At 43.8% G+C, this 17,602-nt stretch carries 13 protein-coding genes; 8 read left to right on the top strand and 5 right to left on the bottom strand.

Features of this window, described 5'->3' with window-relative positions; translation table 11 throughout:
- Nucleotides 1-352: 352 nt before the first annotated feature.
- Both H6550_04640 and H6550_04635 read right to left on the bottom strand, forming a co-directional pair.
- On the bottom strand, nucleotides 353-2,593 hold the full coding sequence (locus H6550_04640; GenBank protein MCB9045411.1) for a cation:proton antiporter: 2,241 nt from the start codon (nucleotides 2,591-2,593) through the stop codon (nucleotides 353-355).
- Nucleotides 2,594-2,645: 52 nt separating this feature from the next.
- Nucleotides 2,646-4,331, bottom strand: coding sequence for a hypothetical protein (locus H6550_04635; protein MCB9045410.1), 1,686 nt, complete (start codon nucleotides 4,329-4,331; stop codon nucleotides 2,646-2,648).
- 73 nt (nucleotides 4,332-4,404) lie between these two features.
- Here H6550_04635 and H6550_04630 point away from each other — a divergent pair, with 73 nt between their 5' ends.
- The 8 genes from H6550_04630 to galE all read left to right on the top strand — a co-directional run bounded on the left by H6550_04630 (nucleotide 4,405) and on the right by galE (nucleotide 14,952).
- Nucleotides 4,405-5,736 (top strand): dihydroorotase, encoded by a 1,332-nt coding sequence (locus tag H6550_04630; GenBank protein ID MCB9045409.1) that lies wholly within the window; start codon nucleotides 4,405-4,407, stop codon nucleotides 5,734-5,736.
- A complete protein-coding gene (locus H6550_04625) occupies nucleotides 5,736-7,064 on the top strand; it encodes a hypothetical protein (protein MCB9045408.1) in 1,329 nt (442 codons plus the stop codon). The genes H6550_04630 and H6550_04625 overlap by 1 nt, the downstream gene beginning before the upstream one ends.
- 528 nt (nucleotides 7,065-7,592) lie before the next feature.
- Entirely contained in the window at nucleotides 7,593-8,483 is an 891-nt protein-coding gene (locus H6550_04620) for a rhomboid family intramembrane serine protease (protein MCB9045407.1), read from the top strand.
- 18 nt (nucleotides 8,484-8,501) lie between these two features.
- Entirely contained in the window at nucleotides 8,502-9,404 is a 903-nt protein-coding gene (locus H6550_04615; GenBank protein MCB9045406.1) for a rhomboid family intramembrane serine protease, read from the top strand.
- 5 nt (nucleotides 9,405-9,409) lie between these two features.
- Entirely contained in the window at nucleotides 9,410-10,558 is a 1,149-nt protein-coding gene (locus H6550_04610; GenBank protein MCB9045405.1) for an endonuclease/exonuclease/phosphatase family protein, read from the top strand.
- A gap of 27 nt (nucleotides 10,559-10,585) precedes the next feature.
- Nucleotides 10,586-12,079 carry a cysteine--tRNA ligase gene (locus H6550_04605; GenBank protein MCB9045404.1) on the top strand — a complete coding sequence of 498 codons (1,494 nt, stop codon included), beginning with the start codon at nucleotides 10,586-10,588 and terminating at the stop codon, nucleotides 12,077-12,079.
- Nucleotides 12,080-12,083: 4 nt separating this feature from the next.
- On the top strand, nucleotides 12,084-13,880 hold the full coding sequence (locus H6550_04600; GenBank protein MCB9045403.1) for an ABC transporter ATP-binding protein: 1,797 nt from the start codon (nucleotides 12,084-12,086) through the stop codon (nucleotides 13,878-13,880).
- Nucleotides 13,881-13,911: 31 nt separating this feature from the next.
- A complete protein-coding gene (gene galE, locus H6550_04595) occupies nucleotides 13,912-14,952 on the top strand; it encodes a UDP-glucose 4-epimerase GalE (GenBank protein MCB9045402.1) in 1,041 nt (346 codons plus the stop codon).
- Nucleotides 14,953-14,962: 10 nt separating this feature from the next.
- On the opposite strand, the gene H6550_04590 is transcribed toward galE, so the two are convergent.
- The 3 genes from H6550_04590 to H6550_04580 form a co-directional block, all read right to left on the bottom strand.
- Nucleotides 14,963-15,964 carry an NTP transferase domain-containing protein gene (locus H6550_04590; GenBank protein MCB9045401.1) on the bottom strand — a complete coding sequence of 334 codons (1,002 nt, stop codon included), beginning with the start codon at nucleotides 15,962-15,964 and terminating at the stop codon, nucleotides 14,963-14,965.
- A 268-nt stretch (nucleotides 15,965-16,232) separates the two neighbouring features.
- Complete coding sequence (locus H6550_04585; GenBank protein ID MCB9045400.1) at nucleotides 16,233-16,505, bottom strand: hypothetical protein; 273 nt, start codon at nucleotides 16,503-16,505, stop codon at nucleotides 16,233-16,235.
- Between the two features lie 153 nt (nucleotides 16,506-16,658).
- Nucleotides 16,659-17,597, bottom strand: coding sequence for a GNAT family N-acetyltransferase (locus H6550_04580; protein MCB9045399.1), 939 nt, complete (start codon nucleotides 17,595-17,597; stop codon nucleotides 16,659-16,661).
- Nucleotides 17,598-17,602 lie beyond the last annotated feature (5 nt).

Raw genomic sequence — 17,602 nt, 5'->3', positions numbered from 1 at the left:
ATATTTGTTATTGTTAAGTTGTCAGAAACCCAAAAACAATACAACACCTATAATTGAAAACCCCGAACCCGTTTTCAATGGTACATACTTTGTTAATGACAGTATAGTTACGGAATCTCATTTCAATGGTACAGGGAAGACGAATAATACTGTTAATTACAGTTTCAATAAAACGATAAGTATCAGCATAGATTCCTCTAATCACGAGCTGACATATAACGGCATGGTCTTCACAGGTAAGGACACCGGAACACAGTATACTCTGTTATTATCCAATTACAGAACAGTTACCGCAACAAATGACAGTGTAATATATACTCATTTCGAATCGTTACCCAACCACAGCAGCCGGTCAATCATTCTCAGAGGTTACCGACAATAACTCTTCTATCAATACAGAATCACCTACGATCCAAACCTTATCATCTTTTTCAAAAATAGTAGTCGATTCCGGGTTCAGCATACGCCTTCCGCCTCTTTCTATTCCCACTACCAGGCCGTTTGTTTTTTCACGTATGCCGCTTTCGCGAATTGTTTTATTCAACATATAAGACTGACCCGTAACCACGATCTTCTTTAATACTACCTCATGTTGCTCTTCCAGCTCTTTGTGTGTGCTGTCCGGTTGAATAAATTCTTTGAATGCATCTAATTGTTCGTCAGTGCCAATCACAAACATTCTGTCACCCGGATATATGCGTTCATTTCTGCCCGGTGCTATCAAGGTGTGTATATCACCTCTTTTGATCATAGCGATATTTACACCTGTTTGCTCACGAATAGCCAATTCGGCCAACGACCGGCCCATACAGGGCGAACCAACCGGCAAAACATACTGTGCAATGTGTGCATCCCAAGGTGCAAGTTCTTTCCGGTTAGCCTTTGCGTGTACTATCTCACGATGATTGAAGTTAAAAAAGAACCGATCCTCAACTCTCAGGTAGAAGGTATGTATCTTAGGTGCAAAGAACAGTACCAGGCCTACTAATACCACCGTTGCTGCCAATGCCAGCTTAATTGGCAGGAAGGCGATGAACATCACTGCAATAATGCCAATAGCTATACCTGTACGTAATAACCTTAAAACAATAAGCGGGCCATGATAGCGTTTATTGGCCCACAAATTAGCAAATGCAGCAGGCTGCAACTTACGCATCATCAGCACCCATAGGAAAGGAGATATAGTAATAAGACAGAAGAATACAGTAATGGTCTCTGCCCAAATAGTGCGAGCTACTTTACCTAACACAAAATCATAAACAACCTCCTGGTAAAGGATAATGATACCAACAGATATCAGCAGACTGAAAAATGAGATTATAAAAAACGACCTTAGAACCAACGACCAGTCACCTATCGTATTGATGTTCTGTGCACCTGTACTATACCTTACTAAAGTCTTTTTCCATTTTTCAGGCAGTATATGTTCTACTCTGTCATATAGAGCCGGCGCAGATTTTATCATATAGGGCGTAAGGAAAGTAGTAAGAGCAGATACAGCTACTGCTATAGGGTACAAGTAGCTACTGGTTACATTAAGTGTTACGCCGAGTGTCGCAATAATGAACGAGAACTCCCCTATCTGCCCCATGCTCATACCTGCAAGTATTGCTGTTCGTAATGGCTGACCGGATATTACAGCTCCAAGTGTAACATGCAATACTTTGAAAAAGATAAACACAAGTGTTATCAACAAAATAGGACCGGCATATTCAACCAGTATTCTCGGGTCTATCAACATACCCACCGACACGAAGAACACCGCCCCAAACAAATTCTTCACGGGTGTAATAATATGTTCTATCCGTTCTGCCTGTATAGTTTCTGCAAGAATAGAACCCATAATAAAAGCACCCAATGCGGGTGAAAACCCTGCCTTTGATGCGAATATCACCATGAACAGGCATAGGCCGATAGCCAATACCAGTAAGGTCTCATCATTGAGGTGTTTTTGCACCCTGCTCAGGAATGATGGTATAAAAAAGATCCCGGCTATGAACCATAGTACCAGAAAGAAAACCAGCTTAAGAATAGACAGCAGCATATCTATTCCTGCAAACTCTCGACTGACAGATATGGTTGACAGCAACACCATGAGTACCACAGCCACCAGGTCTTCTATGATAAGCACGCCAAATACAAGGTCGGCGAATTTCTTGCCCTTTATGCCAAGCTCATCAAATGCCCGGATAATAATAGTGGTAGACGCTATTGATAGTATTCCTCCGAGGAATATGCTGTCCATCAGTGGCCAGCCCATAATGCGGCCGAGGATAAAACCAACGCCCAGCATAGCGGATATTTCTATCAGCCCTGTTACGGAAGCAGGACCACCAATATTGATGAGCTTTTTGAAACTGAACTCCAGTCCCAGCGTAAACAAAAGGAATATCACGCCTATATCCGCCCATATCCTGATGTTCTCAATTTCTGAAACAGTCGGAAACAAAGTAAGCTGAGGCCCTACTATCAGTCCAGCCAATATATAACCCAACACAACAGGCTGTTTCAGCCACTTGAAAAGCAATGTGGTAAGCCCGGCAACAACCAGTACCAACCCCAGGTCTTGTATAAGATGCGGTAAATGATTCATGCGACAGGTCTAAATTACTACAACTCAGGCAGTAACAGTGTATCTATCGTTCTTAATAGTAGTCATATGTCCGTGGAACTATATTCAGCCGGAGCCCCCCTGTAAAGTATGTGGTAGTCTCTGTTGGGTACACACCTCCATCATAAGCCTTTTTACGATAGGTCACTCCGGCATCTATATACAGGTTTTCAAACAGCTCGTATGTAGCCGTGAAATTAGCGAGTGCACATTGCGACTTGACACCATTTATCAAGGTAACACCATACTGTCCCGGGCGGGTGTCATAGTCTTTGAAGATATTTCCTCCGTAATTGACACCCCCAGTATCTGTACTTTGCTGATAATACATGGCTTTGGCATTAAGGTACAGGTCTTTCATAGGCTGGTACCGGATATTACCCAGGAACTCAAGAAAGCCTGCACCCAATGGGTGAGCCAATGGTTGGTTATAATGCGTATAATTGGCAGTACTGTCGTAGTGCGAATATGTGTAAGGCCTTACCAGGTTGATCTCGCCCTGTAGATCGAGATTCTTAACAGTAAACGCGTCAAAGTATTTACCACCCAACTGCACTGCAAATTTGTTGGCCCAATAGCCATTACCTGCAGTCAGCTCTTTGAAAGTAAATTCATCCAACAAGAACTGGCCATACAACTGGATATGTTTTAATGCCAGCGCTTTGAAGTTCATACCTAATAACACATTGTCAGGGCTACCCATCATACGCTCTGTTTGCCTGTATAAAATAATCGGGTTCAGGTAGCCGAATTCAAATCTGTCTTTCCTGTCGAAGACAACTGCCTCAAATATCCCTATATTCAGCCACTTAAAGGCATTCACACTCAAATGGTGCATGGTAGCATATTTACGCGTGAGCCTGGTATCCGGGCCACGTTGATATTGAGGCTTCAACTCCAGGTAAAGGTTCTGATAGTTGATCTTCCAGATGCGGGTAGTGAGGCGCAAAAAGGTAGCGCCTGCTGAAAAATCGCTCAGGAACAGGCTACGCATACCGTCACCAATAAAATGCTTATCGTAACCAAATGTTACATTGATATGATCCTTCACTGCTGCAAAATCAATATAACTACGTGCTAAGAGGTAATCGTATTTATTGGTACCCGTAACTTTATAATAATCTGCACCCGGTACTGCGTTAAAACTATCCTGCCATTTGCCTACATGCGTTGGTACTGTCTCCTGGTTGTCTGTAAAGTAAGTATAGAAACCTATCTTGTTAACGATGCGCCCTCTCATTTCAATGCCCCTGCTACTGGTAAACAGCATTTTATCAGGGTTGCCCTGCTCTGAAATACCCACAGCACTGATAACAGGATTCACAGACAAGAAGAAGTCGTGGTTATTTACATAGAACAGATCTGGTTGTGTTTTATAGAATGTATTAAGTATGGGGTGTTTTGAGGTAAAAGCGCCTGCAGATTCCTCAGCCCACTCACCACTTACAGATATCATATGCGCGATATTGTACCTGTCAATAGCACTGAGGCCTATATACCTTGCATCCTGCCTGGTGTCCATCAGGAATTTGACAGCTGATTTTCTTGACACCGGCTTTGTTGTGAGGAACAAGTCATCAGATAATTTCCCTGAACGGGTCTCCAATCTGTCAAGTAACTCATAATCAACATGTCCCAATTGCAAATAAGTTGTTTGCGCAGTGGCAACATCAGCAAATACAAAGTAGGAACAGGCTAGTAGCAGTGCTTTTTTGAACATAAAGTGTGATTTCCGGCACGTATGCGTTAATATTGTTACAAAAATAGCGTTATAAATTAGTTTATTCTACTGTATGGAAACGGTTTTAATCAAGAATGCTACGATAGTAAACGAGGGGAAACAACTACAAGGTGATCTGCTGATAAAGGATGGACGAATTGAAAAAATAGGTGGCATCATCAATACCCCACCAAGGGCAAGGGAGATAAATGCTGAGGGGCTGCACCTTTTGCCCGGTGTTATTGACGACCAGGTGCACTTCCGCGATCCGGGATTGAAACATAAGGCTACTATCGAAACCGAATCTATGGCAGCAGTAGCCGGTGGTGTAACATCATTTATGGAGATGCCAAATACACGTCCACCCGCACTTACGCAGGATATTCTCGAAGACAAATACCGTGTTGCCAACTTCACTTCAGCCGCTAATTACTCCTTCTTCATGGGTGTTTCTAACGACAATATCGAGGAAGTACTGAAGACCAACAACAAGAAAAGAGACGTTTGCGGCATCAAAATATTTATGGGTTCCAGTACAGGTAATATGCTGGTGGACAACCTTATGACACTGAATAAGATATTCTCCGAATCGGAACTGCTGATAGCTACCCACTGCGAGGATGAGCGTATCATTGAGGCGAATAAGTTGAAATACAGTGGTGCCGACAATGTATCCTATCACCCGATGATAAGGGACGTGGATGCTTGTTATCAAAGCTCGCTGATGGCAGTACAACTGGCCAATAAACACCGCACACGCCTGCACATACTGCATATCAGTACTGCCAGGGAACTGCAACTATTCACCAACATGTTCCCCCTTTCAGAAAAGAGGATAACGGCTGAGGTTTGTGTACATCACCTGAATTATACATCGGATGATTATGCAAGACTAGGCACACAGATACAATGTAATCCGGCTATCAAATCGCCGGAGAACAGGGATGCCCTTTGGGAAGCACTGCTGGACGACAGGCTGGATATTATTGCTACCGACCACGCTCCCCATACCTGGGAAGAGAAGCAACAACCCTATCCTAAATCTCCATCGGGCGTACCATTGGTACAGCACAGCCTGCTGCTGATGCTGAAATATGTAAAAGAGGGCAAGATATCGTTGGAGAAAGTGGTAGAAAAAATGTCGCATGCACCTGCTACCTGCTTCAATATAGAAGAACGGGGCTTTATCCGCGAAGGCTATTTCGCCGACCTGGTACTGGTAGACCTGGCAGGCAAAACGACCGTGACCAAAGAGAATATCCTGTACAAATGCGGCTGGTCGCCGCTGGAAGGAGAAACCTTACCTGCCGATATACGTTATACATTCGTAAACGGTAAAGCAGCCCTGGACAACGGTAAAATTAACAAAGCCGTTAGAGGGAAAAGGCTTTCTTTTGCCAGGTAATGCTGAATGATGTCATCACATTTAAGGACCTGTCCGTTTTTCCTGCCAATGGTAGTGACGGTATTGCTGGACTGATAGACCGCACACGCACCGCCGCTGGAAAAGAGTACCTGTACAAGCACATCAAACGTCCGCCTGAAAGTTATGAGGCGCTGGTGCAACTACAGGGCAGCATCAGGTATCTTGCTGACAACCCGGACTGCTGGCCTGTGATCATCACCAACGGCACATTAGTGATGCTGGAGAAGTTCTACGAATCTGCAGACCACATATCTACACCGCCTTCAGGTATATCACTCATATTTAACGAGACATTTCAGAAGCTGTTCAATAAAAGTGAATACTTCTTTACCCAGTTCTCCTTATCTCACCTGGCTGATTTCCTGAATGGGTGCAAAAAGCTGGCAGCACTGTCAGGTACAGAAGGGCTACCTGAATTGTTAGAAGCCGAAACCTCGGCAATGAATAAAGAGCTGGACAATGAGCTTTCAACCATACTGATGGGTGTGACCAAAGACACTCCTTATAAAGAGCAGGCCCAACTCAGCTTCAGGGCAAGGCGGGAAATAAAGAACAAAGTGTACCGCCTGATGAGTCACTATGCAAAACTGGATGCATGGCAGTCTATGGCTAAGGCTACCAAAGAACATGGCTGGGTGTTCCCTGATTTACAAGTAGCTACCCCATTATGCTTTGAAGCAAACGGATTAAAGCACCCCTTATTGCAATATGCCCAACCTTATGATATAGCATTCAACGAGCATCAGAACTTCCTGTTACTTACCGGTGCCAACATGTCGGGCAAGACCACCTTTATGCGCTCTATAGGCGTTGCCGCACTGCTGGCACATTTGGGCTGCGGCGTACCCGCCACCCACCTTCGCATCAGTTTCTTCAGTGGCATCATCACCAATATGCATGTGGAAGATGACCTGCTGAAAGGCGAGAGTTACTTTTTTGCAGAGGTGAAACGCATGAAGCTGACGGCCGAAAAACTGCTGGAACAGAAACCGCACCTGGTACTGATGGACGAGCTTTTTAAAGGCACCAATGTACACGATGCCTATGAGTGTACACGGGCAGTGGTAGCAGGACTGCTGAACCGGCCCAATCATCTCAAGATATTATCTACCCATCTATATGAAGTGGCCAAACATTTTGAGGAAAGGCCTGATATTTTATTCTCTTATTTCGTTACAAGGATGACGGATGACGAAAATTACCATTTTGAGTACGAACTAAAAGAAGGCATATCTCATGACCGTATCGGGTACCGCATATTACAGAAAGAAGGAGTTCTGGATATGTTGCGGAAACACGAGAAGTAATTTGTTGTAAAATGTCGTGTTTTATTTCAAATACTTCGCAAATCAACCACCCTGATTGACTAACACCCCTTTGAGATGTTCGCCAATCATGTTTTGTTGCATTTTTCGAGACAATATCTTTCAGTTTCTCAACTTATTGATTATCAATAAGACTATTCACAGGAATGTTGCGTTTTTGTTTCTTTTTGTTTCCTGCAATCCGGAAAATAAAAATGTATTTGAACCTATTCAGTGGCTACATTGTTTTATTGAGATATGTCAAAGAGCTTCATGGTGTATTTTATAATAGCAAATATACATAAATTATTTATAAAAATAAAATACTTCATTCATTATCGCCCAACCATATTTACGAATTAACAGATATGAAATCTGTAAAAAGGGCATTACATTAAAATAAAATAACAATAAAACAAGCCATACAATATTAACATTTGTAATTTGAGGTTGATGCGGCTATTAAATCTTAATTTTGCCCATCATACCCGCAGGATCGCAAAAGACAGAAATAAGACGCAAAAATAAAACATGACAGAATTCAGGCCAGGACGTTTCCAGATATTACCGACTATAGTAAAGAACCTGATCATCATTAATGCTATTATGGTATTTGCCCAATTTGTTTTAGGCAAGTTTGGGATAGACCTTGCTGATTACCTGGGTCTGCACTACTGGCAGTCCGAGTATTTCCATTTCTGGCAGTTCTTTACCCATATGTTCATGCATGGTAGTGTGGGCGACCTTAACGGAACGCTGATGCATATCTTCTCCAATATGTTTGCCTTATGGATGTTTGGCAGCATACTGGAAAATGTATGGGGCCCGAAGCGATTCTTAATATTTTACCTGGTGTGCGGGCTAGGTGCAGCTATATTGCACATGGGCGTAGTGGCCTGGCAGTTTCACAATATGGAACATGCTTTTAATATATTTCAAAGTGACCCTACTATACACAATTTCCGTGCATTTATAGACGATCATATGACCTTGTCAGGGCGCAACCCATTGGCCATACAAGTAATCAACACCTTCAACGAGTGGGTAACCCACCCATCAGCCAATATGTCGCAGGAAGCCATCAGCAGTCTGCAACACTATATACATGGATATAATTATGCAGAACAAAATGTGTACCTGCCCGGTGTATTTGACGAGGCGACTGTAGGTGCGTCAGGTGCCGTATTTGGTATATTGTTCGCCTTCGGGTATTTATTCCCTAATACATTGTTGTACATCTACTTCCTGGTGCCGATAAAAGCAAAATATGTGGTAGGTGCATATGCGCTTTTTGAATTATTTGCCGGGTTCAGGAATTCTGCAGGAGACAACGTAGCGCACTTTGCACATATTGGTGGTATGGTGGTAGCATTCATACTGTTGAAGATATGGAACAAACATAACCGCAGTCATTTTTATTAATCGTGAGCATATATAGTAATGATAAGGACATCCAGAGGCATACCGGCATTTAATGAGAACTCAGTGCTGAAACTGATCATTGCGGCAGGTTCATGCTACGTTATATACAAATTAGCATGGGCTATTTTGCTGGTAGCTGATGCTAATCCTAATATATTCCCCGAATATTTCACAGGCAACATAGCCATGCCTGCGATAGAACGATTCCCGCTGAAAATATGGACGGTGCTGACCTATGGCTGGGTACATGAAGGATTCTGGATGTTGTTCAGTAATATGGTGTGGCTATACACTTTTGGTTCACTGGTGCAGATGCTGGTGGGGCATAAACAGTTGTTCCCGATATTCATATACAGCCTGGTAGTTGGCGGGCTATTCTACCAGCTGGCACAACTATTACCGGGTGCTTACTTTGCCGGCAGGGATATCATGACCGGGGCACAGGCAGGTGTAGTAGGACTGGCGGTGGCGGCTCTTACATTAGCACCGGACTATAAGTTCTCACTATCAGAAAACTTCAGGATACCACTGGTAGTGGTAGCCATCGTATTCTTTGTACTGCAACTGATGAACGCGAACATACAGTACGAAGCGGCACCATTGTTCATGATATCCGGCGGAGCATTAATGGGTTTTGTATATGTACGCCTGCTACGCAGCGGCTACAGACCGGGCGAATGGGTGTATGACATTTTTGATAAAGTGAATAACCGTTTTGAACCTGATGAAAGAGCTTTTGTAAATAAAAGCACTACCCGCCGCAACAAGACCATCAGCATGTATAACCCCAAACCAAAGCAAGGCATTACGCAAAGCAAGATAGACGCTATACTGGATAAGATCAACCACAGCGGATATGACTCACTGAGTAAGGAAGACAGAGAAACACTGATGAAAGCCGCCGGTAATGATAAAAAATAACGCTATTGAAAAAGCTATTAGAATTCATAAGGCGGTTCCTGGGGCGGATAGTACTGTTGCTGAACCTGTGTGCCATAGCATGGCTGGCCATATGTGCCCTTGCTTCGGTAACACACCCTGCTGATATAAAATATATAGCTCTTTTCAGCCTGACCACACCGGTGGCCATTTTCGCCAATATCTCGTTTGCGTTAGCATGGCTGATATTCTCGCGCCGCAAAGCAAGATCATTACTCTCTATTATTGCCCTGGTAGCATGCTATAAGCTGATAGGTGTAGTATTTGGCATGAACTACTTTAAAAGCAGCGACCTGGCCACGCGCAACAATACACTGAAAGTAATGCACTGGAACGTGCATGGTATGGGCTTGTTTGACGAACCCAATGAAAAGGAACACGAGCGTAAGATCATAGAGTTTGTGCAACAGGAACACCCTGACGTGTTGTGCCTGCCGGAGTTCAATACACCTAAAACAAAAATAATGACCCCTGCCGCAGAAAAGATCATCAGGGATAATGATTACAGAGACTATCGTTTCCAGGCGGATAATACGCTGGGGAAAAAGATATTCCTGGGTACCGCCATTTTTTCACGCTACCCTCTTTTCAACTTCAAAGCCAATAAACTGTCTGACTATATCTATATGCTGCAGGCAGATATGCAACTGAAGAACGGAGATACCATCAGGATGCTGTTTGGCCACCTGAATACCTTCGGGCTAAGCGATAACGATAAAGACTATATTGAAGAACTGACACAAACCGCGCAGGGTATTAATACGGATATCAAACATAGCAAACCATATCTATGGAAGTTCAACTACGCATTTTTGCGCAGAGCCAGGGAAACAAAGGTTACCCGCAGTATAATGGCTGCCAGCCCTTACCCTGTTATTTTTTGCGGCGACCTGAATGACCTGCCCGGCTCATATACCTATACCCGTTTCAGCGAAGTATTGAACGACGCCTTTCTTGACTATGGACACGGACTGGGCAGAACCTACAACCGGCTGTCACCAACGTTACGCATAGACTATATCTTTTATGACCCCGAAATACTACGATGTATCGGCTACAAGTCGCCCTATACTTCTCTGTCTGACCACAGCCCTGTTATTGCCAATTTTGAAATAAAACCCGCACTGCAAGGCTAAGCCATTTTTTTACATTTATTTTGCTATATGTCATCATTACATCTATATAATTCTTATACAAGAGAAAAAGAAAAATTTGAACCCATAGTTCCCGGCTACGCCGGATTATATGTGTGCGGCCCTACCGTATCGGGGGAGTCGCACCTGGGCCACGCCCGTCCCTACATCACTTTCGATGTAGTGAATCGCTACCTGACACACTTAGGCTATAAAGTGCGTTATGTACGCAACATAACCGATGCGGGTCACTTTGAAGAAGAAGGCCGGGAAGCAACAGATAAGGTAGCAGAGAAAGCCCACCTGGAAAGAATGGAACCCATGGAGCTTGTGCAGAAATATACCAACCTGTACCATTGGGGCATGCGCCTGTTCAACAACATAGACCCTAACATTGAGCCTACTGCAACCGGGCATGTGATAGAGCAAATAGATATGATACAGGATATCATAACGAAGGGATATGCTTATGAAGTGAATGGCTCTGTATATTTTGATGTAAAGAAATATGCCGATGAATATCCTTACGGAAAATTATCGGGCCGTAAAATAGACGAGTTGCTGGAGACTACACGCGAACTGGACGGACAGGATGAGAAAAGGAACAAGGTTGACTTCGCACTGTGGAAGAAAGCACCACCAGAGCACATCATGCGCTGGAACAGCCCATGGGGAGAAGGGTTCCCCGGCTGGCATATTGAATGCTCGGCCATGAGCAGTAAATACCTGGGTGAGACCTTTGATATACACGGTGGTGGTATGGACCTTCAGTTTCCGCACCACGAAAGCGAGATAGCACAATCTACCATAGCACATGGCTGCGCACCTGTACGCTACTGGATGCACAATAACATGATCACCATAAATGGCAAAAAAATGGGTAAAAGCTATAATAATGTCATTAAATTGACAGAATTATTCAGCGGCGACCATCCATTGCTGGAACAGCCTTATCATCCTATGGTGGTGCGCTTCTATATACTGCAAACACACTACAGGAGTACGCTGGATTTTTCGAACGAGGCACTGCAGGCATCAGAAAAAGCACTGAGGCGCTTGTGGGAGGCTTACGAAGTATTGCAGAAACTAACACCATCGACCAGTGACGCAGCAAAAGATAAAGAGCTGGATGAAAAAGTAACACGCTTCTGCAATGAGTGTGCTGACTTTATGAATGATGACTTCAACACGGCTAAAGTGATAGCTAACCTGTTTGAGCTCACCCCGGTTATCAACAGCATCAAGAGCGGACAGGTAAATAAAGATGCATTAACTGCGGCTACTTATCAACTGCTGTCGGATACATTCAAAACCTACCTGGTGGATGTACTGGGCCTGCAAGGCATGGCTGCACAACAGGATGGTAAAATAGATAAAGTATTGTCGCTGCTGGTAGAGATACGCAACGATGCAAAGAAGAGAAAGGATTACGCCACATCGGACCTGATACGCAATAAACTGGCGGAAACGGGTGTTATGCTGAAAGACGAAAAAGACGGAAGTGTATCCTGGACGATAGAATAAAATTATGAAAAAGATAGCCCCGCTACTGAAGCACCTTAAAGGTTATAAGAACAGGATAGCCCTGTATTTTTTAACCAGCCTGCTCGCAGTAGTATTTTCACTGTTCTCGTTCTCAATGCTGGCACCTGTATTGCAGGTGTTGTTTGATGATAGCAAAGAACCGTCGAGCAACAAGGTGATAGAATTTGCCACCAACCTGGTGCGCACACTGGAAAAAGAAGAAGGACCGTTGACAGCGCTAACCTACTCTATACTGGCAGTGATACTGTTCACTATACTGAAGAACTTTTTCGTATACAGCTCATTGAACATCCTTAACCCGATACGTAATGCCGTAATACGCAAGCTGCGCAACGAGATGTTCCTGAAAGCGTTGTCGCTGCCAATAGGCTTCTTTAACGAAGAACGTAAAGGCGACCTCATATCGAAAATGACCAATGATATCAACGAAGTGGAGATATCCATTATGAACGTACTGGAAACCTTCATCCGTGAGCCACTGACGATCATTATTACATTGTCTGCTATGCTGATCATCAGCCCGCAGCTTACGTTGTTCCTGTTTATTCTGTTACCTGTTTCAGGCCTTATAATAGGGCGTATAGGTAAGTCACTAAAAAAACCATCAGGCGAAGCACAGGAACAGTTAGGTAATGTATTGGGTGTGATAGATGAGACACTGGTAGGTATGCGTGTAGTAAAAGCATTCAACGCAGAGAAACACCAACTGAGTCGTTTTACAAAGATCAACAACCTGATATTCAGGCTGAAGAATAAGATAGCTATGAAACGCGACCTGAGTTCTCCGCTGTCGGAGACCATGGGTATCATCGTTGTGTGTATCATCTTGTGGTATGGTGGCAAGCTTATATTCTCAGGTCAATCATCACTCACAGGCCCATTCTTTATCATGTTCATTGGCTTGTTCTACCAGATCATCAACCCCATAAAGAACCTCTCTACCGCGTTCTATAACGTGCAGAAAGGTTCGGCAGCCGTGGCCAGGATGGAACAGTTCCTGAATACAGAGAACACCATTAAAGAACTTCCTGAAGCGAAAACAATAAGTGGCTTCGATCATTCTATTGAACTCAGGAATGTACACTTTTCTTATGGTAGTAAGAAGATACTGAACGGCATCAACCTGACCATAGAAAAAGGAACTATGGTGGCACTGGTGGGTTCGTCAGGAGCAGGTAAATCTACTCTTGCCGACCTGATACCCCGCTTTCATGATGTAACAGAGGGTGAAGTACTGATAGACGGCATCAATATAAAAGACTACAAACTGTTTGACCTGCGCAAACTGATGGGTATTGTTAACCAGGATCCTATATTGTTCAACGATACCATATTCAACAATATAGCACTGGGTACGGGCAGCGCAACGGCAGAACAGGTAGAAGAAGCAGCTAAGGTAGCCAATGCGCATACGTTCATCATGCAGAAGGCTGATAAGTATGAAACTGGCGTGGGAGACCGCGGCGCAAGGCTGAGTGGCGGCGAGCGTCAACGCGTGACTATTGCCCGCGCGGTGTTGAAAAATCCACCTATCCTGATACTGGATGAAGCTACATCATCGCTAGATACAGAGAGCGAGCGTATAGTGCAGGATGCCATAAATACCCTGATGCAAAACAGGACCAGTATTGTAATAGCACACAGGCTTTCAACCGTTCAGCATGCCGATAAGATCATAGTGCTGGATAAGGGGAACATTGTAGAGCAGGGCACGCATACAGAGCTGATGGCAAAGGGTGGATTGTATAAAAACCTTGTTGATATGCAACAGGTAAAATAGATAAGTTATATTTGTAACGTAAATACTACTGATGAAGAAAATACTGGTTACCGGCGGTTGCGGATATATAGGGGGTCATACTATTGTAGACCTGGTAGAAAATGGATTTGATGTAATATCTATTGATGATCTTTCGCGTGGCAGCATGCGCATGCTGGAAGGTGTACAAAAGATAACCGGCAAACCGATCAAGAACTATAAAGTAGACCTCTGCAACCTGGAAGATACGGAGGCAGTATTTACGGAGAACCCTGATATTGTGGGTATTATTCACTTTGCTGCATACAAATCTGTGCCGGAATCAGTAAATGAGCCACTTAAATATTTCAGGAACAACAACAACTCATTGGTGAACCTGCTGCAATGCGCACAGGAGAATAAAATAAACAACTTCGTTTTTTCATCTTCATGCTCAGTATATGGCAATCCTGACAGGCTGCCTGTTGATGAGAAGTTTGAATTAGCTGAACCGGAATCTCCATACGCCCGTACCAAGCAGATGGGCGAGGCTATATGCCGCGATTTCTGCAGGCCTAACCCAGATTTTAATGTAACCTTGTTGCGTTATTTCAACCCTGTAGGTGCGCACCCTTCTGTATTGATAGGTGAACTGCAGGAAAAACCTGAGAATCTGGTACCTGTTATTACACAGACGGCTATAGGCAAACGCCCCGAGATGCAGGTGTTCGGGACAGATTATGATACCCGCGACGGCTCATGTGTAAGAGATTACATACATGTAAGTGATATTGCTCACGCTCACACCAAGGCACTGCAGTACATGATAGAGGAAAGGAATACAAAACAATGTGATGTCTTCAACCTGGGAACAGGTAATGGTGTAACCGTACTGGAACTGATAAAAGCTTTCGAGAAAGTATCCGGCGAAAAGCTGAACTACAAACTGGGGCCACGTCGCGCCGGTGACGTAGTAGCCGTATATGCTGACAACTATAAAGCACAAGCCCTGCTGGACTGGGACACCAAGTTTGACCTGGACCAGATGATGGACACTGCATGGCGCTGGGAGCAGGCACTGAAAAAAGTTTCAGCTACTGCACAGGCAAAATAACTACACACAATTATTTAAGGTCGATCTCCGTATTGTCACCTATGTTCAGGCTCTGACTGAGGCCGCGTACGTATGCGTCGCTACCAATAATAGAAGAGTGCAGCACCACTTCGTCTAACTCGGCAAAAGAACCAATGATGGTATCTTTTATGATAGACGCTTTGATGTTGGTATGCTCACCAATAGTTACATTTGGTCCAATGATAGAATGACTTATGGTGCATCCTTCGGCAATACTCACCGGCGGAATGATAACGCTGGTATCATACCTGTATGATGTTGTGGTCTCTTTATTTTTTTCGCTTTGTTCTTTCAGCAGTACAGAGTTGGTGTACAGCAGGCTTTCTTTCTTACCACAATCAAACCAGTTATTTACACGAAATGCATTGAAGGTAATCCCCTGCTCTATCATGTATTGCAATGCATTGGTCAGGTGATATTCGCCTTCTTCATCCGCCCTGTCAGTCAGGTTTTGATTCAGAGCTTTGTACATAGCCTCGGTCTCTTTGATGTAATACACACCCACCATAGCCATATTAGATTTGGGTATCAGCGGCTTTTCCACCACCTTCAGCACCTTGTCAGTATCATTCAACTCGGCAACACCAAAACCGCGCGGGTCATCTACTTTTTTTACTCCGATCTGCGATACCTTGCTGGTAATTACTTTCTTAACATCGTAGTCGCAAATAGTATCCCCCAGCACGATCATCACTTCATCGTTCTCCACAGCGTTGCGAGTCAGCCATATAGCGTGACCTGTACCTTTCCTGTCTGTCTGGTTTACGAGGGTATACTTAAGCGAAGGATAGTTTTTCAGCAGGTAGCGTTCAATTTTTTCACCCAGGTAGCCTATCACGAATATGAATTCAGTAACACCAGCCTCCTGCAGTTGGTCAATAATGACGCTCAGGATGGTTTTACCCGCAATGGGTATCAATGCCTTGGGTTGCGTATATGTCAACGGGCGGAGCTTGGTACCCGCGCCAGCAACGGGGATAATTGCTTTCACAATTGTTTGTTTTTCCGGTTAATACTTTTATTCCTCGCTATATGCTTCTATAAACAAACGTGAAATTACTATAAAATGCTGTATTCACTATAGAATACGAGCTATAACAGCATGTATTTACAGCTTTGTCACAACAATGTCACAAAACAAACGAAAAATGAATATGCATTAATATTACAGATTAGAAAAATAAGGCGAAAAGATACCTGCACATGAGCAGTGCTCACATGCCTACTTTAACGGAAAAATGACAGGGTGCAAGCGATGGTTAGATACCCCCCATCCCACCGGTTTTCTCCAGTGTAACATCCACAGTGCCGTTCTTATTAACGGTTGCACCTATCAGGATGAAGCCTCTTCCTACAGAATTACAATAATCAAACACAGGTTTTTCAACCAGGCTTTTTTGTTTGTCATTAGCAGAGGCCGTGCTTGTCTTCACTAAAGCATCGCTCTCTTCTTTAGTATCAGGTGTTAACTGCAATGTAACTAGTACCCTGTTAAGACCTACGAGTGTTTGACTAACGGTATTGGTTTGCATATATAATAATTGAATTTGGTTCCTGAGTTATTCATTATTCATTTGCACCATATCTTCCTTTATTAAATATAGCAATACAATTTTAATATGTCAATATTATTTAAAGCTTTTTTCTAACGTGTTGATAAAAGACGGTTGCCTGTGGAGAGAAGGTCAGGCCAGCTTTTCTTTCAATTTCCAGAGCATGGAGTCGTTCTTGCGGAGTACCAAATAAAGCTGGCGCTTACCGCCAAAATTGCGGAAGAATTTTTCTACTCCCTGGTCCATACTACCCTCAAAATCAAAGCCGGTTTTACCCAGCTCCTTTGCATGCTCAATGGCATGCCAGATAAGAGCAGTCATGGCACGGCTATCATTACCCAAAGGGTTTTTACTACCTACCAGGTAGTATGCCTGTACTTCATCCCATACCTGCCATAGTATCGCTTCTATTTCACCACCTTTCCTGGCTACCCATAAGGCGGTAGTATCATGCTGTTTACAGGCATCGAAAATAGCCTCCAACTGCTGCATGGTAAAATGCATGCGTACTTCTTTTTTCTCTAGTGTAGCCTTCTGGAAATCCCAAAGCTGTGACAAAGCAGATGGTTCATCCGTTACGGTAATTTCTTTCTCAGCTTTGCGCACATTCCGGCGGTAGTCTTCGTGCAGCCTGTTGAAAATGTCATCTACATCACCATGTAGTGGCATAATAAAGGTTTGCCTTACCTGCACGTCAAAACCTTGTGCATTGAACAATCCCACCTGTTTCAACCCCGGGAAAGCGGACAAATGCCAGACCTTCGCTTCGGGCATATCTCCCAACAAAGTACTGATCGTTTCGTGCTGAAAATTATCTCGCTTAGTATGTTTCAGATCAGCAGGATAAAATACGAACGGCCCCATATAAGGTGTCAGCACCTGGTCGCGAATGATAGAAACATTCATTTTATGCTCCGGGCAATACGGCCATACACCACTAATAGCATCACCATTTTTAGCAATAGCAACATCCCAGTTGTCGCAAACAGCATCCAGCCACCAATCTTTCAGGAAAAGCGGAACTGTTTTTTCAACAGCACAAAACCGGCGATATGATTCCTTATTACTCATGAATA

This window comes from Chitinophagales bacterium, assembly GCA_020636495.1.
GTDB lineage: Bacteria > Bacteroidota > Bacteroidia > Chitinophagales > Chitinophagaceae > UBA5543.
Note: the sequence above shows the minus strand (reverse complement) of the source record. Positions and strands in the feature narration are given on the sequence as shown.